Consider the following 23,661-nt stretch of genomic DNA (forward strand, 5'->3'; position numbering starts at 1 on the left):
TCCTTCACTCATCGAATGACTCGTCGGGAAAGCCGGCGTGGCCGCGTGCCCGCCTCCCCATGCCGGGGGAGCCGCCGCCGAGCTGTCTTGTCGATGCCGGCTCCGGGCCGTTCGTTCCTCGCCGGCGGCGCGACGGCGTCTGGCTCGCCCGGTCCGAGCGCGCGCTCCAGCACGGCGAGCGTGCGGCTCAACGCGAGGAGATCCGAAGGCGCCGCCACGGCCAGGTGCTCCGCGAGGGCTCCGGTCAGCTTGTCGTCGACCGAGCGGCTCATCTCCAGACCCTTCGCGGTGAGCGCCAGGTACAGCCGCCGATGGCACGCAGCGCCGCGTACTGGCGAAGGCTCAGGTCCAGGCCGGCGCTGACCTGGCTCACCAGCTCCCGGGTCCAACTCGTCAGGTGCGGGAGGCACTGGAGCAACTGCGCGGCGTGTTGGAGGGGAAGGTCGCCCGGAGCCATGGCGGGAAGATTTTACGTCATCGATAATATATGACGTAAAGCAATATTCCCAGCCGGGTTATCCGGGACTGTCAGTCGCTCTGGGAGTGCCAGGCGGCGGGTTCGAATCCCGCCGCTTCCAATAGAGGTTGCGGCTGCCATCGGTGTGGCACAGGCCGTGCTAGCCGCTCTGCCTCTCACTTTCGCTGTCCCTTGGTTGACTCGGCCCCACAGCCTCTCTGTAATCCCGCGTGGGACGCCTCGCGAGCGGAGCCCAGGCTTGGAGGCACTGAATGCCAAGAGGGGTGGCTCTGCTGACATGCATGTTGCTCGTGGGGTGTAGTAGCGCCCCCCGGAGCGTTTTCCCTGCCACTGGACAGACAAGGTACTGCGTCTACGTCCCGAGCAGCGGCTTTGCGCAGACAGAACGAGGTGGAGCATCTGCCGCCGTGCCTGCGCCGAGGGCGAGCTCGCCGACAGCTCCACTTCCCCCTTCCCCACCATCGCTGAGAGGGCTTCCCGGCGAAGGCGCAGGAGATGGGGTACCCCGCGGCATGATCCGCCCGGTGCCCCAAGGAGGCACGACCGCGGCAGGAGCAGGCACTGGCGCCGCGGCAGGAGAAGCCCTGGTGACGGGCGGCGCGGTCGTCGCGGCCGCGGGCAGTGTTCTGCTGCTTTGCTTCACCGTCAAAGCGGTCGTGGACGGTGAGCAGACCCCCATCGACATCGCGGACAAGTTCTACGGCACACACTTCGGAGATGTTTCTGGATGGGTTCAAGGCCGGTATCCCCCAAAGGGCTCTGCGCATCCGGCCACCCTCGAGATGGAGGTCATCATTCACCAGGCGCCTGATGGCACGGTGTCAGTAGAGACAAGCGTGCCCACGCCCCAACCCGAGCCGGTGTCTTCGCCCCGCACGCTTCCCAGTGGACGGCCAGATGCGGAATCCGCCAGAGAAAGCAAAAAGAAACGCGGCCGACTCTATGCAACCTACAGGAAGCTCAATGAGGCAACCAACCTTTACTACTCTGGGCGGACCAGCATGGTCGTTGATCTCGGTCTGCCACTCAGACTCCAGGCAGAGTTGGCCGTTCGGTTCCGAGACATGAATCATCACGTTGACGAGAACAAAGAGCCGAGGAGTGCTTCATTCGATGATGCACGGCTTGATGTGTTCGACATCGGGGCTGCCATCGACTACGAGCAAAGGTATGATGACCCAGCATATTGGCGGACTCGCGGAAGAGAGCAGCAACTGATAGACCTCAGCGGAGGCGCCCAGTCCGACACGGGCAAGCCCCATCGAACCGAGAACGCCGTGCGCGCCGTGGCAAAAGACAACCCGCGGGGCAGACGGTTTCACGATGCTGCCACGATTCGCTGGGGCGAGCTTCACCGTTACACAGGATACTAGGACATGCTGCCAACGCATAAACCAGGCTCATTTTGGAGAGTTCCTCTCCCAGACGGCTCCTTCGGCTATGGAAGGGCTCTCGAATGGCATTTCGATGCCTTCTACAATCACAGGACTGCCGATCCAGACGCAGACCTGGATAGGATCGCATCCAAGCCCATCCTTTTCAGGATCCTGGTCAAGTATCCCTACCCGAAGTCATGGGAGCTCATCGGATGGAGAGAGATTGAGGAACACCTGACGCAACCCGTTGTCCGATTCCACATGGAGGTGGGCCCACTCCGGCGCTGTTGGATTTTCGACAGCCTTGGCAACGAGAGAGAGGCGACCCCCCAAGAATGTATTGGGCTCGAGCCAGCGACCGTGTGGGAACCGCACGGTGTCGAAAAACGTCTGCTTGATGCCTTCATGGGACGTCCCAACCCAGTACTGGAGCGCATCAAGAGGGAGTTGGGGCAGTAGCGTGCCTTGACTCGCAGGGGCGCCGCGCTCCCGAGCTGGTTCTCGTCCGCATCAAATGGCGCGACATGTATTACCGCAGGGTGATCCCCAGCCGCCTGCATCACGGCATAGGGGACGTCGACCGGATCATTGCTGAGCACCAGCCCTAGTCGAAGCGACAAGAGCCCAGCAACCCGTTGAGATTGCTGGGCTCCTAAATGAGGAAGCGGCGGTGTCGATTCCCGCCGCCTCCCTCAGAGGCTCAGCCCTTGAGCACGGCGATGGGCATGAGCCGCAGGACGGGTGTCACCAGCTCCTCCTCATCCTCCAGCACCTCCGCGATGTCCCGGTAGGCCGCTGGCGCCTCCTCCACCAGCGACTCCACCCGGCCCCGGTCGAACACCACCCGGCGCAGCGCCTGCTCCAGCGCCGCCGGGCGGATGCGCGCCCGCGCCTCGCTCCGCGTGAGCACCCGCCCCGCCCCGTGCGAGCAGGAATGGAAGGATCTCGCCTCTCCCCTCCCCTCCACCACGTACGAGGCCGTCCCCATCGAGCCGGGAATGAGGCCCCGCTGCCCGGCCTCCAGCCCCACCGCGCCCTTGCGATGCACGAGCAACGTGCGCCCCAGGTGCGTCTCCGCCTCCACGTAGTTGTGGTGCACGTCCACGCTCGCGCCCGGCTCCGGCTCGCAGCCGAGCGTCTCGGCCAGCACCTCCACCGCCCGCACTGCGAGCATGTCCCGGTTGGCGCGAGCGAACCGGCACGCCCAGGCGATGTCCGCCAGGCACGCGGCCCCCTCGGGCGAGTCGGTGCGCAACCCCGGCAGCGAGCCCTCCCCCCGCGCGGCGGCCACCCGCAGGTGGTGGGAGGCAATGGCGCCGCCAATGCCCCGCGAGCCCGTGTGGATGAGCAGCCACAGGTCTCCCCCGGCATCACGGTCCAGCTCGAGGAAGTGGTTGCCGCCTCCGAGCGTGGCCAGGTGCCGCGGCGCGAGCCGCTCCCACTCCTTCTGGAGCCGGTGGGTGGAGAGGCTCGCGGCCTGGAGCTCCGGGGGCAGCGGCAGTCCCGAGCCCCGGTGCACCGCGTCTCCCACGGGCACCCGGCGCGCCACGGCCGCCAGCAGCCGCTCCAGGTCCGCCCGCCCCAGTGACGCCGCCGGGAAGGAGAACCGGTGGGCACTGACTCCGCACCCGAGGTCTCCTCCCAGCGCTCCTGGCACGACGGTGCGCTCGGTGGCGAAGACGGTGCCCACGGCCACGCCCTGGGCCATGTGGACGTCCGGCATCGCCGCCACGTGCTCCACCACGTACGGCTGGCTGGCGATGTGCTGCAACTGCTTCACCGCGCCCGGTGGCACCTCGCGGGCCCAGGCGAGGATGGGCACGGCCCCGGGCGGGCTCTCGAGGACACGAGGCATCATGACTCGTCTCCTTCCCCGTCCGTGGCCAGCAGGCGCGGCGCCACGCCCACGCAGACGAAGCGCAGGTTCGGCACGCGCTTGAGGTTCAGGCCCAACGCGAGCTGTGAGCGGATGAAGCCCATGGCGCGCTCGAGGGCCTCCTCCACCGGAGCGGGGCCGGACTCCTGGCGCTCGGGCGGAAGGGTGAAGCCGATACGGGCATGGCGGCCATCCGGGGACAGCTCGAGCGTCGTCACCGTGACGCCCTCGAGCAGCGGGTCGGACAGCTCACCTCGGAACAGGAGGGACACCTCCTCGAAAATGGAGGACTGCAGGCGCAGGTGACGCGCCGGCACAAAGGATTCTTCGGACGAAAAGGAATCAGCACCCGCGCGACGGTGCGACGCGCGGGGACGGCGAGGCTTGGAGCTCATGGAGCGAACGGTTCCCTGGACGCCGCACCCGCACAGGGGCACGGCGCCATCGGTCAGGAAGAGACGAGGCTCCACACCGGTGCCCGAGCACCGGAGCCAGCGGGTCCGTTCAGCGGTGAGACGGAACGCGCCCGGCTACGCGAGCGGCGGCGTGGAGAGACCAGAGACACCGTTTTCGACACGTCCCATGGCACACCTCCCGCCGCGCCAGCTGCGTCCGCGCGAGCCGAATGCCCAGGATGGGCACCCGCACACCATGTGTCAATCCCCGAGCGCCGCGCCGCAAGGAACGATTGCTCCCGGACAAGGCGGACAGCAGGATGAGGACATGGCTGACAAATTCATCCTCAGTGACGAGGAGTGGAGCAAGCGTCTGACACCCCAGGAGTACCAGGTGCTGCGGCACCATGGCACCGAGCGCCCCGGCAGCGGGTGCTTCCTCGGGACGAAGACGCCCGGCACGTACGTGTGCGCCGGCTGCGGCAACCCGCTGTTCAAGTCCGGCGAGAAGTTCGAGTCCGGCACCGGCTGGCCCTCCTTCACACAGCCCCTCCAGGCGGACGCGGTGACGGAGTACCAGGATCGCTCGTACGGCATGCTGCGCACCGAGGTCCGCTGCGGCCGGTGCGATGGCCACCTGGGACACGTCTTCCCAGATGGCCCCCCGCCCACCGGGCTGCGCTACTGCATGAACTCGGTGGCGATGAAGCACGTGCCGGAGGGCCAGCCCATCCAGCTCGTCACGAAGTGAGTGGCGAGGCGCTCAGGCCCGCTCGATGACCCAGGTGGGCAACGCCGCGAGGAAGTCCTTGTCCGGTGAATCCGGCACATCGGTGAAGGCGAGCGCGAACTCGTGCAGGGCCGCCCCGGCCAGTCCGTGGGCGACCTGCCGCGCGTAGTCGATGGACCCGTACCGGTCCATCTGCTCGCGGACCCACTGGACCTCCTCCCGGGTCCGCTCCACGCGAGACCTCCCGAGCACCCGGGAGAGCCGGTCCCTCGCCTCGGGCTCCATCGCGTTGAGCAGATGGATGAGCATCAGCGTGCGCTTGCCCTCCCAGATGTCCCCATCGCGCTCCTTCCCGTAGCTCGCCTCATCCCCCACGAGGTTCAGGAGATCGTCCTGGATCTGGAAGGCCGCGCCGACGAAGAAGCCGAAGTGGAGATAGCCATCCAGCTCCACGCCATCCCGGGTGCCGATGAGGGCCCCGACACGCATCGGGTAGATGGTGGTGTACCAACAGGTCTTCTTCAGGACCATGCGCAGGTAGTCGGTCTCGCCCAGGTCGATGACGTGATGCTGGCGCCACCACAGCTCGAGCGCCTGTCCCTCGACGGACTCGCGCGCCATCCGTTCCGCCTCTTCGAGAATCCGCAGGGCGAGCCGCGAGCCCAACGCGCCCACGTTGTCGATGAGCGGACGCAGGCTCAGGACGGCCAGCGCGTCCCCCGCGTTGATGGCCAGCGGAGCACCGTGACGCAGGTGCAGGGTCGGACGTCCGCGCCGCTCCTCGCTCTCGTCCTCCAGGTCGTCGTGGACCAGGAATGCATTGTGGAGGAGTTCGAGCGCCACGGCCGAATTCAGGGCGTCCGTGGGCGGGGCTCCGAAGGCGCGCGCGGTGGCCAGACAGAGGCTGGCACGAAGGGACCGCCCTCCCCGCTCGGGATAGTCCGAGACGAGCTCATAGAACGCGTGGTGGGACTGTCTGTCCCGCAGGTACTCCCTCATGCGGGACCGGGCCGCGGCGCCGTACTCCTCGAGCGTCTCCCGGACCCGCGCGGATGCGGCCGTGGTGGACATGAGATCTCCGGTCAACGGGGAGGAATCCGCACGGTGAGCGTGCCGCGCGGAAGGCCCGTCCGCTCGTCGACGATGAGCCCGCTGTAGACCCCGGGTGGATGCGCTTCCGGGACCTGGAGATGGAGAATCACCCGTTCCTCTTCGGACAGGCACTCGATCCCCACGCCCGTGATGCGCGGCTTGTCCGGCTCGGGAGCGCGCAGATCGTGAACCACGAGCGGCAGGGTCGAGGAACGCGGGCGAAGCTCGAGCGAGACCTCGACGCGCCGGGGCGAGTCGACATCGAGGGTGAGACCCAGGGGCACAACCGCCTGGGGCTCCGGAACCACCTGCGGTGCCGGCGCCACGGCCTTCGGGGGCTCGGGAGCAACCGGAGCACCTCCCGATGGGAAGGGACCCGCTGTCCCCACGGGAGGCGTGACGCCCGGAGCGGCGGCGGCTCCACCCGCGCCCATCCTGCCCATCAGCTCCATCCACAGACTGGCGAAGTCCGTGAAGCTCCGGAGCATCGCCCCCATGCGGTTCTGGAGCCCATCATCGGCCGGAGCACCCCCGGTAGAGGGAACCCCCATCGCGCGTGCCACGTTCTGTCCCTGGCGCAGGTACTCCTCGATCACCCGGTAGCCCATCTCCACGCCTCGGGAGACGGCCTCACCTGGCGGGGGAGCACCTCCCGGCGCTGGAGCACCTCCCGGCGGTGGCGTGCGCGGTGGCGTGCCCGGGAACAGCACGTTCCAGTTGCGGATGGGCTGCGTGCGCTCCGGCTCCGGCTTCTTCACTCTCTCAGGAGGATCCATGGCACTCACGGGTGATCGAACCCCACGATCTCCTCGAGCCGGGGTGCGCCCGAGATGGAATGAGCCGCCAGCCGGCCCGACATCACCGCGGCCTCGACACATCCCTGGTTGAAGCCACAGTCCGTCCAGTCACCCGCGACGGTGAGGTTGTCGTAGGTGTTGTCCAGCGGCGAGAGGCGGAACTTCAGACTCCCGGGCAGCGAGAGGGTGTACCGGTCCGTGGGGTTCACGTTGGCGGTCCAATACTGAGAGGAGAAACGGGCCTCGCCCTGGGCGCTCGCGCCAGCCTCCGGCGATTCCCGGGCATCCTGGAGCAGGTCCCATCGGAACCCGCCAGAGTCACCGTGGGCCCGGGGCCACAGGTGGACGATGTCCCGCTCGAGGAACTGGACGCAGTTGCGCCGGACCCGCTCGTGCTGCTCGTGGGGGAAAGCGGGCCGCTGCCGCTCCTCCTCGGGGACATCCGGCAACACGTTGCAGAAGTAGGCGATCGCCGCCGGGGGCTGGGACCAGCTCTCCTCCGAGGCGAGATGGGACATGTCCGCCCAGGTGTCGAAGGGCTCCACGAAGCCCGAGACGTTGATGGGCGGCTCGGTCCAGCCGAGCTCACTCATGTTCGCGCTCATCCAGAGCTGAAAGGCCTGGGTCGGCACGGTCTTGACGCGCTCGACCATGGCGCGCCACCGCGAATCCCTCTCCACCAATTGCTTGCAGACATGGGGGATGGCACCACCGCCCACGGCGAGGATGGCGACATCGAAGTCCTCCCCCACGCGCAGCGTCCGCGTCCCCACCTTGCGCCGGTCCCAATGGGACTCGAATTGCCATCCCTCCCGCTCGAGCCGCTCGCCCTCCACGAGCTGCCGGTAGTCGGGAGCCACGGGCCAGCAGGGCAGCCCACGCACATCGACGAGCGGCTGATACTCCCCTCCTCCCACGACCTCGGCCTGCACGTCGAACTCGAGCGCCTCCACATAGGGCCGCTCGCCCGGCGCGAGCCGCTCGGGCGCCACGAGCCGGACGTCCTCCAGGCGGTGGAAGAACGCGAAGCGGACCCCCCGCCGCTTCAGCACCTCGTAGAAGGGAGCGAACACCACGTCCCCCATCCCCGACTGCATCTTCCAGAAGAAGGCTCCCCGGTAGGTGAAGAACGCCCGGAACGCGCCGCGCAGCCCCTGTCCGGCGGCGACCCGGGGCTTCTTCACGTCCCCATCCTCGTAGGCGAAGGTGAGATCGTAAAGCGCCCGGACGAAGGCACCGTTGATCGTCCCCTCCGAAGCGCCGTTGAGACGCAGCCACTCCCGGCAGTCGTAATCATCGATGGCGTCGAAGCCCCGGGGATCCGTCAGCAGGCGGAAGCGGAGTCCCCCGCGGACCACCGCCAGCATCATGTCGATGATCTCCCAAAGGCGGCGGAGCTGATCATCCGTTTCGATCAGCTTCGCGAAGCGCTCGCGCAGCGCGGCCGCCACCGCGTCATGGAAGCGGAGGAGCAGGTTCTCCGGGTAGCGGCGCAACGTACCGAGAGCAACCTCCATCAAGCTCAGGGCCTCCAGCACCGCGGCGAGCGTGGCGAACTGTCCGTACTTGAGGAGGCTCGACATCGACTCCAGGACCGCTTCCGGAGTCCCCACTCCCGCCGGGGCGCGCTGTGCATCGGGTGCCGTCCCACTCGCGGGCTCCCACACCGTCATCACCAGGGCACGCACCAACTCCAGGCTCCTCGCCAGGTAGTCGGCGATGCTCCACCGGGGGACCTCGTTGCCGGAATCGCCGGGCAGCCCCTCGAAAGGGGGCATCCGTGCCGTCCAGGGCGACCAGCCCCCACGCGGGGACCAATCCGCCAGGCCGTTGAAGTGATCCGGGACGAAGGCATCACGCCAGCCGGCGATGCGACAGGTGGCCGGGTCCCGATTCAGCTCCGCGTAGCACTCGCGAATCAACCGGAAGGCGTTCTCGTAGAACCCCATCCACAGGTGGAGCCCATGCTCCTGGATGCGATCCGCCGGCCCCCTGCCCGATGCGCCCTTGCCCCCCAGCCTCCAGCCAAGCTGGTACACGGTGACGCGATAGCGGCCCTGGTGCTCGGGTCTCGTCAGCTCGAACGCGGCGGCCATGCCCGCGCAACCGCCTCCGATGACGGCGATGTCGATGGGGCGCTCGTTGCTCATCGCCGCTCAGTGAAGAAGACAGACACGCAGCCCGTCAATTCAGCACGAGAGCCGAGCGTCCATCCGCCAACGTCCCCCAGCACTCCAGGGCAATCAAAACTCCTCCCGAAAGACATCCGCGAACGAGAGCACGAAGTCCGGGCCATAGACTCGCGCGGGCGTCTGGGCTCCCACCTCCAGGTCTCCCGCGAGCACGCGCTCGACGAGGGCCAGCGCGGTCGTACAGCTGAACGTATAGGCCTCCGGGGTGCGCAGACGTCCACGAAGGCGGCGGCCCGAGGCGTCCTCCACCTCCGCGACGATGACGCCCTGGCGTCCAGCGCGCTGCTCGGGAGTAGGACCGTCAGGCAGTGCCCGCGCCTGGAGCTCGAGCCCGAGCCGCCCCACGTCCGAGGCGAGCAGCCCCCCGAACCAGCGGTTCGCCATCACCATCATCCACAAGGCGGGGATGGCGTCACAGTACACCTCGATGTCCTGAATGCCCGTCGAGTAATACGCGGTGCTGACATCTCCCCAGCTCATGGCGAGGCTCGTCCGCGGCCCCGAGCCGAAATCGAGCTCGCGCTGGAGCGAGCCCGGGACGGCCTCGAGGATGCGCCCTCCCCGGCGGATGAGGATGGACTGCCCCGCGCCCTCGGCGAGCGTCCGGAACGAGCCGCGGGAAATCATCTCGAGCCCGGAGATGCCCAATACGAGCCGCCGGGCTCCCCGCACCTGGCGCGACAGGTGGAGCGCGAGACAGTCCGAGGGAACGACATCGAACCCAACCCCCGGCATGAGCATGACCCCACGCTGGCGCGCCTCCGCTCCGCGCTGGAAGACGCCCTCGATGGCCGCCACCTCTCCGCTGAGATCGAGATAGTGGGCCCCCGCGCGCAGGCAGGCGTCGACCATGGGACGGCACGTCGAGGAGAACGGCCCCGCGGCATGGAGGACGGCCTGGACTCCCCTCAGGGCCTCATCCAGTCCGGCCTCCAGACGGGCCACGCGGTACTCCAGCCCCAGCTCCGAGGCCATGGCCGCGAGCCGGGGCTCGTCCCGGGCACACAGGATGGGGCGGAGTCCCCGCTCGCTCGCCGCGCGTGCCAGCAACCGGCCGGTGTAGCCCGTGGCTCCGTAGAGAAGAAAGGGATGGGTGGTCGGCATCGGGTTCCCCCACCGCCAACCTACGACAGGACACACGCCCCGTCGCACGCCCGGCCCTTGAGATCACATCAACCTGACTCATTCTCTACTCAGTAGGGCTCGGGCAGTGCCCAAGCGTGCCGTGATGGTGGGGATTGATGGGCATTACACTACAATCCGACGGCTTCCTCCCGGAGCGGGACCCCGGTGTCCATGAATACCGGGCGAGCCTGTTCAGCGTGTTCCTGCACACGGACCCCAGGGGCGAAGCCTCGTTGGCCCTCCCCCCGGAGATGCAGCCGCTCCCCCTCTCGAAAGCCATTGATCTGATTCATCAACTGCCCGGAGGACGGACCGAGGAAGCGCTGGCCTCCGCCCAGTTCAAGCTGGCGTCCGCCGTGGTCGTCGAGCAACGGGATGAGTTCATCCCCCATCTCGCGCACCTCCTGGGCATTGAAGTGGGGAATCCCACGGCCTTCCGCAGGGCGCTCATCGCGAGCATCAGGGACACGATGCCCGGCGAGCTCCAGGTGCGCCCCTTGAGCCATGACGACATCAGGAACTTCGTCTATCGCGATCTCGCCAACACGGCGCCCACGGAAACTCCGTCTCCGGCGGAGCAGGCCCCCGTCGTCCCCCTGATCTATCCAACGTATCCGACCCGGGAGAAGGGCCTGCGGAAGGCCCTCCTCCGCGTGATGGGCCTGACGGCCGAGGCGCCCGCCCCACCCGAGGCCCAAGCGCGCTTCGCGGTGGAAGCAGCGCCGCTCCTCGCGCGGAAACCCGAGAGCACGGTGGACCTGAACACGCTGGTCACCACCGTGGACATCCCCTCCGAATCCCGATGCGACTTCGGGGTGCTCGCACGCACCCTCGATCCACGAAGCTGGGGCCCCTCTCCCTTCTGGCCGGAATGCTTCCAGGTGCAGCCCACCCCGGACAATCGCGCGTTCGAGCCGCTCCCCACCGCCCTCGAGACCCTGAGAGGAACGGATTGGCACGGAGTCCTCTTCGAACACGTCGAGTGGAACTGGAACACGTTCCGCGTCGCCTCGTTCCGCAACTTCCTCAACATCGACTACGTCGTGAAGGAGCCCGAGCAGACGATCGACATGCGCTTCTCGCTCTTCTCGTGCGAGGGCAGCGAGCTCTTCGTGGTGTCGTTCGACCGGGGCATCGACGTGGACGTGGGTTTCCAGACGGTCGCGCCCATCCCCAATCCTCTCCCCGGAGGCGCCCGCTTCCGGCTCCAGACCGTGAAGAACATCCGCTACTCGGACCTCCTGGACAGGCGGACTCCCAGCCTGGCCCCCCCAGGCTCCGGTCAAATCCTCTCGCATCTGGCCCCCGTCGTCGTGGGGCTCTGGATGAACGAGCTCGTCAAGAAACTCTATTGCTAGATCTCTGTTGCTAGACAAAGGAGCCCGCGATGACGACGCCGATCAGTGGTCCCAGTGGAGCCCCCTCCGCGACGGCGGGGACGACCACCGCCGTCCACAACCTCGACGAGTTCCTGAAAGCCTCCACCACCTTCGTTCAGGACCAGCTCGGCCGCTGGACCGGCATCCTCCAGAAGGTCCGGGCGGGGACCTACGACTCCACCCAGTGGATGCAGGATGCCGTGGGAATGCTGGACTCGTGGATCGATCTGGCGACCGTCCCGTTCCAGTTGGCCGCGGGGCGCGAGAAACAACTCCCCACCCTGCTCTTCGTCGTGGATGGTGACGCCGAGTTCTGCCCCCCGGGCGACGCACCGACGAACATCTTCCTCCCTCCCGGCGTCACACCCGAGGTGAGCGATCTCTACCGTGTTGGAGATGACATCCTGGCGGGAGGCCCCCCGGCCTCGGGAAGCCGCACGATCTCCGCCCAGGCACACGTCCGGGCCCGCCTCTCGCCGGAAGGAGACAGGGTGGTGGTCACCCTGGTCGATATCGGCAGGGGCAAGAGCGTGCGCGAACAGAAGGGCATCTTCCCGGGGCTCTACGCGGGAGCCGTGTTCGCCAGGGAAGGATCAGAACGCCGCCCCCTCGCGATCATCTGTGCCCTCGTCGAAGAATCCACGTTGCCGTAGGCCCCGTGGCGGGCAAGCCATCTCGCGAGCAGGCCTTCATCAGGTTGGGTAACGAGATGGGACAGGCCATCGGTCATGAAGAGCGCAACGGTTCGTTCCTCCTAAAGGGCTCCACCTCGCACGTGGGCTCCGAATGGGAGGATTCGTTCCTCCGGGAGATCTCCCAACAGGCTCCACCTGTCCCCATGCCCGTCCTGGGAGAGCGGTTGGGGGGCCTGGATGGGAGCCGGTACGAGATCCTCGAGTTGATCGGCGAAGGCGGCATGGGGCGGGTCTTCCGGGCGCTGGACCATGAGCTGCAACGGACGGTTGCCCTGAAGTTCCTCCTCTCCTTCCTCCAGTTCCCCCAGCAGGAGGTGGCGTTGCTCGTCCGCGAGGAGGCCCAGGCGACGGCGCGGGTGGATCACGACAACATCGTCCGGCTCCACGACGTGTCCCTGTGGAGCACCGGGTTGCGCATGGCGAGCGGTCTCGCCCCGTTCAAGATTCCCTTCCTCGTGATGGAGCACCTGGAGGGAAGGAGCCTGCATTCCCTCATGCGCCAGGAGAGGCTCGGACTGCCACGCGTCCTGGGCATCATGATCGACGTGGCGGCGGGCCTGGCGCATGCCCATGAGCGCCAACTCGTCCACCTGGACCTCAAGCCGGGCAACATCTTCATCCTCTCCACGGGCCGGGCCAAGCTGCTCGACTTCGGCCTGTCCCGGTTGCTGATCGGCACCGACGCCGCGCGTGAACCGGGTGGCTCGGGAACACCCCCCTATATGTCTCCGGAGCAATGGAATCAGGCACAGCCCCACGCGTGCGATGACATCTGGTCCTGCGGCGTCCTGCTCTTCGAGCTGCTCACCGGCGAACTCCCGTTCCCGCTGCTGACGCGCCAGGAGCTCCGGGCGCACACCCTCTCCGAGAGGCCGATGCCCCGGGTACGCGAGCGCCGGCCCGAGCTGCCCCGGGAGGTGGAGCGGCTCGTCGCCTCGGCACTGGAGAAGGATCCATCACAGCGCCCGGCCGATGGCTCCGAGCTGCTCAAGGGGCTGTGCGAGCTGCAGGAGCGCCTCGCCCTCCGGCCCGAGCGCCCGAAGGCCCAGGCCGAGCGCCGGCCGGTGACACTGGTGTCCTGCCGGCTCACGCTGGCTCCCGACCCCGGTGGATGGATGGATCCCGAGGACTCCAGCGAGCTGGAGGCGGCCTTCCACCGCACCTGCACGCGCATCATCCACCAGCACGGCGGGGCCATCACCACGGCCGTCGGAGGCGAGGTGCTCGCGTGTTTCGGCTACCCCCGCGCCGGGGAAGACGATGCGGAGCACGCGGTCCGCGCGGCGCTGCAACAGACGGAACAGATCCCGCGAGAGTTGCTGTGCATGTGGCGTCACGGCCTGTCCGTGCGCGTGGGCATCCATACCGACCTGGTGGCCCTGGCCAACGTCATGCCCGAGCTCCAGGGAATGCTCCCCGCCATGCAGGGAGAGGCCCCGAGGATCTCCTCCTGGCTGGCGGCGCAGGCCGAGCCGAACACGGTGCTCGTCAGCGATCGGACCCATGCGCTCGTGCGAGGCCGGTTCCAGACCCGGCCGATGGGTCACCGGAGCTTCGAGGGGACGGCGGGGGGCCAGACCATCGGCATCCACCGGGTGCTCCAGGAGCGCAGGAACGTGACGCGCTTCGATCGTGCGCTCGTCATGGGCCCGCTGACCCCCCTGGTGGGACGGGAGCGGGAGCTGTGGCGTCTGGCCCTGCTGCGCGAGGAGGCCGCGCGCGAGCACGGCGCCTTCATCCTGCTCCAGGGCGAGGCGGGTATCGGCAAGTCCCGCCTCATCCAGGAGTTGCATGATCAGGAGCCTCCCGGCTCGAGCACCTGGGCCCGGTGCCAGTGCTGGCCCCAATTCAAGAGCAGTGCCTTCTACCCGCTCATCGACTGGCTCCAGCGCTTCCTGGAGCTCGCTCCCCAGGACAACGCCCAGCAGAAGCTACGCATGCTGGAGGAGCGCTGCGCCGCCCTCGGCCTGCCTCCCGAGCAGGTGCCACCCCTCGCCTCGCTCCTGTCCCTGCCACTCCCGGCGGGTGCGCCCTTCCTCCTGCTGCCCCCCGAGCGCCAGCGGGAGCGCGGGGTCCAGGCCCTCTCGGCCCTCCTCCAACGGCTCACGGAGAACCGGCCCCTCGTCTTCGTGGTGGAGGATGTGCACTGGGCCGATCCCTCCACCCTCCAATTCCTCGGCATCCTCCTGGGGTACCTCGAGCGCCTTCGCATCTGCGTGCTGCTCACCGCGAGGCCCGGGCTCACGCAAACGTGGGCGGAGCAACCCGGCTACCACGAGCTGCGGCTCGCGCCCCTCTCGCCCCAGGACACCGCCACGCTGGCGCGGGAGACCGCCCAGGGCAGGGCCCTGCCGGCCGGGGCGCTCGAGCAGCTCGTGGCCAGGGCGGATGGCGTCCCCCTCTTCGTCGAGGAGATGACCCGGATGGTGCTGGAGCAGGGAGGCAAGGCCGGGGGCATTCCGGCCACCCTGCATGAGCTGCTCCTGGCCCGGCTCGACCACCTCCCGCCCCGGACGAAGGCGCTGGCGCAGCTCGCCGCCCTGCTGGGCCGGGAGTTCGGCCAGGAGGTGCTCCGCGCCATCTCGTTCCTTCCGGAGGACGAGCTGCAACGGGACATCGAGCAGCTCGAGCAGGCCGGATTGCTCTTCCAACAGGGCTGGCCGCCCCAGCTGACGTACGCCTTCAAACACGCGCTGGTCCAGGACGCGGCCTACCAGTCGCTGCCGAAGAGCACGCGCAAGCACTACCACACCCGCATCTTCCACGTGCTGAGCGAACGGTTCCCCGGGATGGCGGAGGAACAACCGGAGTTGCTCGCCAACCACGCCACCCGTGCGGGGCTGGCGGAGCAGGCCGTGACGCTGTGGCAGCGGGCCGGTCAGCGGGCCGCCGCGAAGTCCGCCCTCCCCGAGGCCATCCACCACCTGACCCAGGCCCTGGAGCAACTGGCGCTCCTGCCGGCCTCGAAGGAACGGGACGAGCGGGAGATTGCCCTGCTGGTCGAGCTCGGCCAGGCGCTCGTCGCGACGAAGGGCTACGCAGCCAAGGAGGTCGAGGAGGTCTACACCCGCGCCCACGCGCTCTGCGAGCGGTACGGGGACGTCCCCTTGTCGGTGATCTGGGGAATCTGGGTTGTCGCGCTGGTGCGGGGCAACCGCGATGACGCGGCGCGGGTGGAAGCGCGCTTCCATCGCATCCTCGAGCAACACGATGATCCCACGACCCAGGTGGTCATCCATGCGGCGATCGGCTCGTTGGAGTTCTGGCGGGGTGCGTACGCCGAGGCACTGCGGCACTGCACCCTGGCGAAAGGGTTGATCCGCCAGGAGCACCCCCTGGAGACCCTGGCGCGCATCCGCGGCGGAGGCAGCGAAAGCTACTTCTCCGAGCAGGTGCTCTACACGCCCCTGTACGAGGCCTTCACCGAGTCGATGCTGGGAAACATCGCCCGGGCCCGAGCGGCGTACCAGGAGGCGCTCGCGTGGGCCGAGGCGATGCAACACCCGTATGCCGTCGCGGTCACGCTCTCGTACGGTGCATCGATCGAATACGAGGTGGAGGAGCCAGAGGCCGCGCGAGACATGGCGAACCGGCTGATCGCCGTCTCCGGTGGAAACGGATTCCTGTCCACGCTGGCCATCGGCTACTGCGTCCTGGGCTGGGCTACTGCCCGGCTCGGAGAGGCCGACAAGGGAATCCCCATCATCCAGCAGGGCCTCGCGCTCATCCAGGCCATGGGCGCGCTCGTCATGTACCCCACGTGCCTGGTGTGCCTCATCAAGGCGTATCTCGTGAGCGGACGCATCGACGAAGGACTGGCCGCCGTGAAGGAGGGACTCCAGGTACTCGAGCCCCTGCTGGCGCGCCGTGCGCACCCGGACCTGCTGTGGCTCCAGGGAGAGTTCCTTCTCCGGAAGGGAGAGACGGCGGCGGCACGGGCCTCCTTCGAGGAAGCGCTCACCCTGGCCCGGCGGTCCGGGGCGGCGCTCCATGCGCTGCGCTCGGCCTCGAGTCTGGCCCGGCTCCTGTCGCGAGCAAGCGAGGAGCAGAAGGCCCGCGAGCTCCTGACGGAGGTCCTCGGAGGAGTCTCCGCGGACGCAAGCCTCCGGGACTATCGGGCCGCCCAGGAGTTGCTGGCCGGGCTCTCGGGCCACGCATCCGCTCCGGGAACGGAGCCGGGGTGAGACCTCCGCGAGCCCTGGGCTGGCGAAGGCGACGGCCCTACGGCCGCTTCAACCAGGAACGCACCACCGGGCACTCGATTCGCGAGCCCATCGACTCTTCCATCACGTATCCATAGAGTTCGGCGCCATCCCCTACGTTGACATGGACCATCCCCTCGATGCCCTGGCGCACTCGCGGGTCCATGCGCGTGCCTCGCTCGGCGAGCAAGCGCGAGATGACCGCACTCCACTGCTCTTTCGCCGGTGGTTGGCCGGGGGAACCCAGGGCGGAGAGGGCACCGCAGAGAGCGGTGAGATCCTCACGCATGCGCGCCAGTACCGCCTGCCGCTCGGCGGCCGTCGTGCGGAAACGTGCCCACACCTCCACCTGGACCGATTCCTTCCCACCAGCCGCCTCCCTCTCACCGACGGGATGAGCGGGGAAGGACCAGGTCTCGAGGATGCGCTCGACGCAGAGGGTGTCCAGGTAGAGGCCGCGCACGCTGAAGGACGCATCCCTCGAACCCTCCCGCAGCACCCGGCCCTCCGGTGAGAGGGCGAAGCGCAACTGAACGCGGTCATCCGCATTGGGCAGATCATTCCAGACCACGTGCTCCACGTCGCCACGGGAAGGATCCGTCGCCTTGCGGAGGTAGACCACGCGCATGCAACGGGCCAGCTCCTGGCGCTGGCGGTTGAAGACACCGCGCACGGCATCGGGAGAAAGGCCCGGCGTGGTCTCCACCCGCTCGGCGGGAGAGACCTCCGCGGCCTGGGCGGCGAAGAGGCTGGAAGTGAGCGCGAGCAACAGCGCGAAACGTCGAGGATTCGAGTGTCCGAGCATGGCGCACCATACCTCCTCGCCATGCCCGGAGGCTCACGTCCTGAAGACAGGAAGCCCCTTGCTGATGCGGTAGAAGAGCTCGCCCTTGTCGAGCCGGGCTCCCTCCTCCTCCTCTTCCTCCTTGAACACCTCATCGACGAACAGCTCACGCAGCCGCTCGGGCACGCCCTCGCCGTAGCCCTGGGAATACGTGTCCATGTCGAAGTGCTGCTCGGCCTCGACGCTGGCCATGGTGGCGTGATCATCCTCGATGACGACCCGGGCCTTGATGGTGCCCGCGCTCAGGATGTGATCGTTGTAATAGCCGAGCACCACGTCACGTGCCTCGATGTCACCTCCGACGGTGAACTCGCCGTCCGTGTAGAGCGCGTGGCACTTCAAGCCGCCAAGGACATTGATGAGTGAGTCATTGGCGCAGTCACGCACCACTCCGTGGACGATGACGTTCCCCGTCACCGCGAACGGCCGGTAGATGTCGAGGTCTCCGTCCACCTCCAGGTCGCCGTGGTGGAAGAAAGCCCTCTTCAGGGACAGGGGACCCTTCAAGTGCACCTTCCTCGGCGCCACCCCGAGCGAATCACGCAGCGCCGTGAGCTTCTCCAGGGACGACTCCGGCTCTCCGTAACCGTGCAACCCGGTGGCCACTTCCTGGGCCGAGCTGACCTCGTGCTTGAACGAGAGCTTCTTGCCCTTCAAGGCGGCGTTCAGCGCGGCGCCATCCAGGGGGAAGGGAGCGAGGGGGTCGTCGCTCCGCGGATAGGAGATGCCCGGCTTCCCGCCCGCCGCCTCCAGCGCACCGACAACGGCCTTGAACGCGGACTGACGATTGTTCGCCGTGACCCAGGGCATCGCCTGCGTGCGCAGCGCCACGCCCAGCGGCGTGCGTCCGAGCCCGTCGAGCGCATTCACCTCGGCGCCTCGCGCGAGCAACAAGTGGATGGTGGGTGCGGTCCCCATGCCCGCCGCGGAATGAAGTGGAGTCCCGCCGGCGTCATCCCTCGCGTCGATGGCGGCGCCCGCGTCGAGCAGTTCCCTGTAGAGCGCCTCACTCGTGGACTTGAACGCACCACCGCGCCCGTCCTTCACATCCGAGGGGACCTGTCCCCCCGCGTCCCGCAGGACGCGGATGATTTCCAGGGCCCTGGCTTCGATGGCCTCACTCTGCTCGGAAGGGACCGCCCGCAGCACGGGAGTCTGCTGGTGGTTGTCGCGCGCATTCACCTCCGCCCCCGCCTCGAGGAGTGCACGCACCACGCCGGCGTCTGGAAGCGGCTCTGCCTTCGTGTAGGGCCCCTGCACGGCGAGGTGCAGGGCCGTCATACCGTTCTTGTTGCGCGCCTTCACGTCCGCGCCCTCGGCCAGCAGCTTCTTCACGCTCGCCGCGTTGAGTTCCGTGTGCCAACGGCGCTTGTCCTCGCATAGCGAGAGCAGGGCCTGGGTCGCGTCTCCATCCGATTTCGCCGGCATCTTCCTCCCCGGGGCGCCAACCTTCGACGCCGGAAGCCCATTATGCGAGCGTAGGGCCCGACATGCGTTCTTTCTTCGTCCCCCGGAGTCTCGGACTCGCCGTGCTCGGAGGGCTGGGCGTCGCCGCCTTCCTCGCCGGCATCCATCTGGAACACTCCTGGTTGAAGCTCTCGAGCAAGGCCGTGCCGGTGCTGTGCCTCGCCGTGTGGCTGTGGCCTCCGCGTGAGCGCTACGCCCGGTGGATCGCCGCCGGTCTCGCGCTCTCCCTGGTGGGAGACATGGTGCTGGAGGCGGACGGGCGACTGTTCCTGCCCGCCCTGGGTTCCTTCCTGCTGGCCCATGTGGCCTATGCCGCCGCGTACCTGTCGGTCTCGCGTACGCCGCGCTGGGGCCTGGGCGTGTTCTTCCTCCTCTTTGGCGTGGGCAGCTGGCTGTTACTCCGGCCCTACCTGGGAGAGATGGCCCTGCCCGTGGGCGTCTATATCGCCGTCATCTGCACGATGATGTGGCGCTCGGCCGCCCTGATGGGCGCGGATGGGCTCGCCCGGAGTGAACAGTGGGCCGCGCTGGTGGGGGCGCTGTGCTTCGGCCTGAGCGATGCGCTGCTCGCCTTCCAGCTTTTCGTGTCCCCCGTCGCGGGCATGAGCTACGTCAGCATCCTGCTCTACTGGGCTGGGCAGCTCGGCATCGCACGCTCGGCGGTCTCCACGCGGAGCCGAACGCAAGGGATGAGCCAGACGCAGCCACTCGCGAGTGCCGCCAGCGCCGGGCCCTGATCTCCTCGAGCGAAGATTTCCCCTCTCCCCCCGGGAGAGGGACGGGGTGAGGGTGCCAGGACCCCGGGTTGAACCCCCTGTCCACACCGAGGGCCACGGGTTTGAAGAACGGGCTCGGATACCCTCACCCCAACCCTCTCCCGGGGGGAGAGGGAGTATGGGCCTCTCCGGCCACTTCCCTGAAGGGGTCAACAGCCAGGCTTCACCCGGATCCACCGGCCGTAATGATCCGAGTGGGTATAGAAGGGCCACTTCCGCGCCCCGGTCGTCGTCTTCCACGCGGGAGCCCAGCCACTGTAGGCGATCTCGATGGGCGCGCATTCGCCGAAGGCACCGGGCTTGCCCACCAGCACGGTGTCGTAGTCCGCCTTCGCCCCCGTGGCCATGCCATTGGGGCCCGTGTCCACGGCGCCTCCCAACCAGTTGGACTGGAAGCCGGGCGTCTCGTAACCGCCCAGCACCGCGTTCATCATGGAATAGGCATACGGCTCATAGAAATACGTCTGGGCAGCGGCCTGGACGAGCAGTTGATAACCCCGCGAGTAACTGCTGGCGCTGGTGAAGTCGGAGTTGAAGTCACCTCCGAAGAGGACGAGCGACGGCGGATAGCCCACCTGGTTGGCATTCACCTGGTTGCGGATATAGGCCAACGACTGCTTCATGTTGGAGATACGTGAGGCATCCGAGGCGGCATCTCCCTCCAGGTGACCCTTGTTCCCGTACGTGAAGTGCGTATCGAAGACATAGTAATACTTCCCCTCCTTGGCGAAGATGGCGCCCCAGACCCCCTTCTCCTTGTGCACGTCGGTCCCGTTCACGTCGGTGAAGGGCTGGAGGGTGAACTCCTTCACCAGCGTGGTGCCACTCTTGTAGAACATCATCAGGCCGCTGCAATCGTTCTCGATGCCACCCCAGGCATCATCACAGTAATAGCCGCTGGGGGTGAGCATGTTGAAGCCGCGTGAGGCCATGTTCTGCTTGGGACCATCCTGGATGATGTCGTCATAATCCCAGGCCTCCTGGTACAGGACGATGTCCGCGCACTTCGTCACCTTTCCAAGGCTCTGCTCCATCTCGTCTCCGAAGTCATAGACGAAGGGCACGTTGTGGAAGATGTTGTAGGACGCCACCGAGAAGTAGCCCGTGTCGCCGCACGTCTCGTTGAGCTGCCAGCCGGGTGTGAGGGATGGATTGAAGTACTCATCCTCGGCCACCTCGTCGTACCAGGCGGTGGGGTTGTTCGAATAATAAGGGTCATACGCCCACGCCTGGCCTCCGAACATCAACGCCACCAACACGGGCAGCAGGCGGTGACTTCCCTGGTTCTTGTGAGTCTTCATCGGGCTGGCTTCCCCCCGCGCAACCGCGGCCGGTCCTACTACAGGTGATATTTCTCGAAGAGCTGTTGGTCGATCGCCGGCATCCGCTCGCGCAGTTGCTCTGGCGTGAGACCCGCACGGGTCAATTGCTCCAGGAGCCGGGCGCGCTCCTGGTTGAAGGCGCGCAGGCGCTCGCCCCGGTCCTGTTGCTCCATCTGGTGCTCGAGGTAGAGCCGCGTGGTCTCGGAGCCGGCGAACCGCTCCAGGATGGCCTGCTGTTGCGCGGGCCCGAGGGCTCCCGCCGTCCCGTGGAGCCTCAAGGCATTCTTCGCCAGCTCGATCGGCTCCACCACCGAGGCGAGCACGACGCCGTAGTCACGCGAGATGCGCTGGAGCGCGTCCTCGTAGGCCGCCATCCGCTGCTCGGGCGACAGACGCGAATCACTGACGAGCTCGTCCACCAGGAAGGGCAGGCGCACCAGCTCGTCCGAAAGCCCGAAGAGTCTCCGCTCGACATCCGGGCCCACGATTTCCTGGCGCTCCTCGCGGAAGCGCTCGTAGGCCGCGCGGAACGCCTCACCGCGCGAGGTGGAAGCCTCTCCGAGGACGTGCCGCTCCGAGGCCTCGTCCACCCGCGCCAGGGACTCCCAGAACCGCGCCTGGGAAGTCCCCTCGGGCAGGGAGAGCCGCTCCTGGAGCAGCGAGAAGAGCAGCTCCCGGCACAGCCCGTCTGCATCGGCTCCCGAGAGACCGAGCCGCTCCCGATGAGCAAGGAGCTCCTCCACATGACGCCGCACGAGTCCGCAACGCCGCGAGAGGAGGCCATCGAGGATGTGGCCCGGCGCCAGGGCGAAGTCCCCCTGCGAGGAGGCAAGCTCATAGCTCCGGCCAAGCGAGGCCCGGACCTTCGCCACCAGCATCCGCGACTCGAGCTCCCGAGCATCGAGGTTCATGGACGCGGCCGGCGCACTCCAGGTGGGCGTTGCCGGACGCCAGGTCCTGGCCGGCGAAGACACCGGGTCATCGGGGAGGGGCGGGGCCTCAGCGGCCGCCACGGAGTGGGCCGAGGGCCACCCGGCCGCCAGTCCCAGGAGCGCTGTCCCCAACAGGACTCCCAAAACCCTTACATCCATCCGCATGGGAGTACCTCTGCCGAGCCACAAAAGCTCAAACAGAATACCGTGCGATTCTGTTCGAATCAAGACACTCGCGGGGCGCTCGGGGGCGTGTTGTCGGGATGAGCGCGAGTCCCCACCTAGCGCTACCGGGGTGGTGGTGAACGACATGATGCCAATTCGAATCGGAGTGAGCGCCCTGCTGTTGGGGGGAGTCCTGGGCTGTGGAAACGCAGATGACGGGAGTGAAGTCCGCAAGCATCAGGAGACGCGAACGAGCGTGCTCCCGCTCGATAGGCAGGACGAAGACGACAAGTCCGAAGCCCCCTGTGTCCCGACGGCGGGCGGTCCCCATTGGCTCGAGGAGGGGGAGACGCTCTCCGTGAAGGTGTCGTGCGCCGATGATACGGAGGTGAAGGGCTCCGCCTTCCATCTCAAGAACCTGCCCCCCGGGGCATCCTACGACAAGAAGACGGCGACGCTGAGTTGGACGCCGGGGCTCGATCAGGCCGGGGTGTATGTGATTGCCCTGAAAGGCAAGGAGAAGCAGACCGGCACGGTGAAGATCGGCGTGGCGGACAATTGGAAGGACCCGCACAACGTGCCGGTGCAGCCCACCGTCTACACCGAGGAATATGGGCTGCCGGTCATCCACTTCCAGGGCGCGTCCCATCTCAACCCCGACGACCACGTGCCCCTCACCGTCATCTATGGGGGCCACACCTACGCCGCGGAGGGCAAGCTGCGCGGCAGCAGCTCCCTGGCCTTCCCGAAGAACAGCTACACCCTGAAGTTCTCCGCGGAGGATCCCTTCCAGGAGCCCGCGCGAGCCGGGGGGTTCACGAACCGGCGCTCGCTGGTGCTCATCAACACCTTCAATGACAACTCATACCTGCGCGCGCGGATGGGCTTCGAGCTGTGGGGCCGGCTTTCGCCCGAGAGCCTCCAGGTGAAGACCTTCAGCGTGGTGGTCTACCTCGACGGGGTCTACCACGGGCTCTACACGCTGGCGGACCACGTCAACAAGCACCTGATGGCGGCCCAGGGGCTGAGTGTGAACGGCAACCTCTACAAGGCCGACACCGGGGCGGCCAACTTCCGCCTGGAGGACAAGGACGGCCAGCCCAAGCCCACCCCACACGCGGGCTTCGTGAAGCAGGACGGAACACCCAAGGAGGGAGAGCCGGGCGCCTTCGACGACCTCGACGCCTTCGTCCGCTTCGTGGCCACCGCCAGCGATGCGGACTTCCGGACCCAGGGGCCCCAGCTCTTCAGTCAGCGGGACTACGAGAACTGGTGGGCCTTCGTCACCCTGCTGGTGGCGATCGACTCGGATGTGAAGAACGCCTATCACTACCACGACCCCCAGGGCGGACCCTGGCGCTACATCCCCTGGGACCTGGACGGGACGTTTGGACAGACGTGGAAGACCCAGCGCTTGCGGCCCACGGCACCGCTCGATACGGGGGCGGACAACGAGATGTTCCGGCGCCTGCTCGCGGAGCCGACATTCGCGGGGCCGCTCCGGACTCGCCTCCGGGCTCAGCTCTCCCAGGAGCTCGCCCCCGTCCTGCTCCACGCGCGCCTCGATGAGATCGCCGGGGAGATCGCCCCGAGCGCCCGGCGCGATGAGGCCCGGTGGATGGAGCAGTACCGGAGCTTCCCCCTCTGGTCCCAACGGACGGACTTCACCACCTTCGATGAGGAGGTGGAATACATCCGCCAATGGCTCACCCTGCGCTGGGTTTTTCTCGACGCGCAACTGGCCCTCATGCCCTGACGCTTCTCCGGACCCGCTCCTGGCGGACACAGGAGCGCGTCTCCCATGGGACTCCCAGCACA

The 23,661-nt window shown here is 67.5% G+C and carries 20 protein-coding genes; 8 read left to right on the forward strand and 12 right to left on the reverse strand.

The window, feature by feature from the left end:
* Positions 1–8: 8 nt before the first annotated feature.
* Entirely contained in the window at positions 9–272 is a 264-nt protein-coding gene (locus BO221_RS19340; RefSeq protein WP_073561966.1) for a hypothetical protein, read from the reverse strand.
* Positions 269–457, reverse strand: coding sequence for a hypothetical protein (locus BO221_RS19345; RefSeq protein WP_073561967.1), 189 nt, complete (start codon positions 455–457; stop codon positions 269–271). The genes BO221_RS19340 and BO221_RS19345 overlap by 4 nt, the downstream gene beginning before the upstream one ends.
* A 608-nt stretch (positions 458–1,065) precedes the next feature.
* Between BO221_RS19345 and BO221_RS53835 the strand changes: the two genes are divergently transcribed.
* Both BO221_RS53835 and BO221_RS19350 read left to right on the forward strand, forming a co-directional pair.
* Positions 1,066–1,851, forward strand: coding sequence for a hypothetical protein (locus BO221_RS53835; protein ID WP_143195555.1), 786 nt, complete (start codon positions 1,066–1,068; stop codon positions 1,849–1,851).
* Between the two features lie 3 nt (positions 1,852–1,854).
* Positions 1,855–2,313 carry an Imm26 family immunity protein gene (locus BO221_RS19350; protein WP_073561968.1) on the forward strand — a complete coding sequence of 153 codons (459 nt, stop codon included), beginning with the start codon at positions 1,855–1,857 and terminating at the stop codon, positions 2,311–2,313.
* Positions 2,314–2,554: 241 nt separating this feature from the next.
* On the opposite strand, the gene BO221_RS19355 is transcribed toward BO221_RS19350, so the two are convergent.
* The gene (locus tag BO221_RS19355) at positions 2,555–3,712 is read right to left on the reverse strand and encodes an RtcB family protein (protein WP_073561969.1); all 1,158 of its coding nucleotides are present in this window, start codon (positions 3,710–3,712) and stop codon (positions 2,555–2,557) included.
* Positions 3,709–4,047, reverse strand: a complete 339-nt coding sequence (locus BO221_RS19360) for a ribosome-binding factor A (RefSeq protein WP_073561970.1) — start codon at positions 4,045–4,047, stop codon at positions 3,709–3,711. The genes BO221_RS19355 and BO221_RS19360 overlap by 4 nt, the downstream gene beginning before the upstream one ends.
* A gap of 406 nt (positions 4,048–4,453) precedes the next feature.
* Here BO221_RS19360 and msrB point away from each other — a divergent pair, with 406 nt between their 5' ends.
* The gene (gene msrB / locus BO221_RS19365) at positions 4,454–4,876 is read left to right on the forward strand and encodes a peptide-methionine (R)-S-oxide reductase MsrB (protein WP_073561971.1); all 423 of its coding nucleotides are present in this window, start codon (positions 4,454–4,456) and stop codon (positions 4,874–4,876) included.
* A gap of 12 nt (positions 4,877–4,888) precedes the next feature.
* Here msrB and BO221_RS19370 read toward each other — a convergent pair whose 3' ends face one another.
* The 4 genes from BO221_RS19370 to BO221_RS19385 all read right to left on the reverse strand — a co-directional run bounded on the left by BO221_RS19370 (position 4,889) and on the right by BO221_RS19385 (position 10,040).
* A complete protein-coding gene (locus BO221_RS19370; RefSeq protein ID WP_073561972.1) occupies positions 4,889–5,926 on the reverse strand; it encodes a polyprenyl synthetase family protein in 1,038 nt (345 codons plus the stop codon).
* Between the two features lie 11 nt (positions 5,927–5,937).
* Complete coding sequence (locus BO221_RS19375) at positions 5,938–6,705, reverse strand: hypothetical protein (protein ID WP_158079877.1); 768 nt, start codon at positions 6,703–6,705, stop codon at positions 5,938–5,940.
* Between the two features lie 23 nt (positions 6,706–6,728).
* On the reverse strand, positions 6,729–8,894 hold the full coding sequence (locus BO221_RS19380; protein WP_073561974.1) for an FAD-dependent oxidoreductase: 2,166 nt from the start codon (positions 8,892–8,894) through the stop codon (positions 6,729–6,731).
* A gap of 93 nt (positions 8,895–8,987) precedes the next feature.
* The gene (locus BO221_RS19385) at positions 8,988–10,040 is read right to left on the reverse strand and encodes a trans-acting enoyl reductase family protein (protein ID WP_073561975.1); all 1,053 of its coding nucleotides are present in this window, start codon (positions 10,038–10,040) and stop codon (positions 8,988–8,990) included.
* A gap of 137 nt (positions 10,041–10,177) precedes the next feature.
* Between BO221_RS19385 and BO221_RS19390 the strand changes: the two genes are divergently transcribed.
* Genes BO221_RS19390 through BO221_RS19400 form a run of 3 tightly spaced genes read left to right on the forward strand, consistent with a single transcriptional unit; the run spans position 10,178 to position 16,319 of the window.
* Positions 10,178–11,419: a hypothetical protein gene (locus BO221_RS19390; protein ID WP_073561976.1), complete on the forward strand. Its 1,242-nt coding sequence runs from the start codon at positions 10,178–10,180 to the stop codon at positions 11,417–11,419.
* 29 nt (positions 11,420–11,448) lie between these two features.
* Entirely contained in the window at positions 11,449–12,093 is a 645-nt protein-coding gene (locus tag BO221_RS19395) for a hypothetical protein (RefSeq protein ID WP_073561977.1), read from the forward strand.
* A 5-nt stretch (positions 12,094–12,098) separates the two neighbouring features.
* A complete protein-coding gene (locus BO221_RS19400; protein WP_073561978.1) occupies positions 12,099–16,319 on the forward strand; it encodes a protein kinase in 4,221 nt (1,406 codons plus the stop codon).
* A 37-nt stretch (positions 16,320–16,356) separates the two neighbouring features.
* Here the strand turns inward: BO221_RS19400 and BO221_RS19405 are convergent, their stop codons facing one another.
* Both BO221_RS19405 and BO221_RS19410 read right to left on the reverse strand, forming a co-directional pair.
* Positions 16,357–17,142 (reverse strand): hypothetical protein, encoded by a 786-nt coding sequence (locus BO221_RS19405; RefSeq protein WP_073561979.1) that lies wholly within the window; start codon positions 17,140–17,142, stop codon positions 16,357–16,359.
* Between the two features lie 33 nt (positions 17,143–17,175).
* On the reverse strand, positions 17,176–18,609 hold the full coding sequence (locus BO221_RS19410; RefSeq protein WP_073561980.1) for an ankyrin repeat domain-containing protein: 1,434 nt from the start codon (positions 18,607–18,609) through the stop codon (positions 17,176–17,178).
* Positions 18,610–18,671: 62 nt separating this feature from the next.
* Between BO221_RS19410 and BO221_RS19415 the strand changes: the two genes are divergently transcribed.
* The gene (locus tag BO221_RS19415) at positions 18,672–19,385 is read left to right on the forward strand and encodes a lysoplasmalogenase (RefSeq protein ID WP_073561981.1); all 714 of its coding nucleotides are present in this window, start codon (positions 18,672–18,674) and stop codon (positions 19,383–19,385) included.
* 188 nt (positions 19,386–19,573) lie between these two features.
* Here BO221_RS19415 and BO221_RS19420 read toward each other — a convergent pair whose 3' ends face one another.
* Both BO221_RS19420 and BO221_RS19425 read right to left on the reverse strand, forming a co-directional pair.
* Positions 19,574–20,725, reverse strand: a complete 1,152-nt coding sequence (locus BO221_RS19420; RefSeq protein WP_233166157.1) for an endonuclease — start codon at positions 20,723–20,725, stop codon at positions 19,574–19,576.
* A gap of 38 nt (positions 20,726–20,763) precedes the next feature.
* Positions 20,764–21,810, reverse strand: coding sequence for a lipase chaperone (locus BO221_RS19425; RefSeq protein ID WP_233166159.1), 1,047 nt, complete (start codon positions 21,808–21,810; stop codon positions 20,764–20,766).
* A gap of 289 nt (positions 21,811–22,099) precedes the next feature.
* Here BO221_RS19425 and BO221_RS19430 point away from each other — a divergent pair, with 289 nt between their 5' ends.
* Positions 22,100–23,599, forward strand: a complete 1,500-nt coding sequence (locus BO221_RS19430; protein WP_158079878.1) for a CotH kinase family protein — start codon at positions 22,100–22,102, stop codon at positions 23,597–23,599.
* Positions 23,600–23,661 lie beyond the last annotated feature (62 nt).

The organism is Archangium sp. Cb G35, from assembly GCF_001896145.1.
In the GTDB taxonomy this organism is placed as follows: Bacteria; Myxococcota; Myxococcia; order Myxococcales; family Myxococcaceae; genus Archangium; species Archangium violaceum.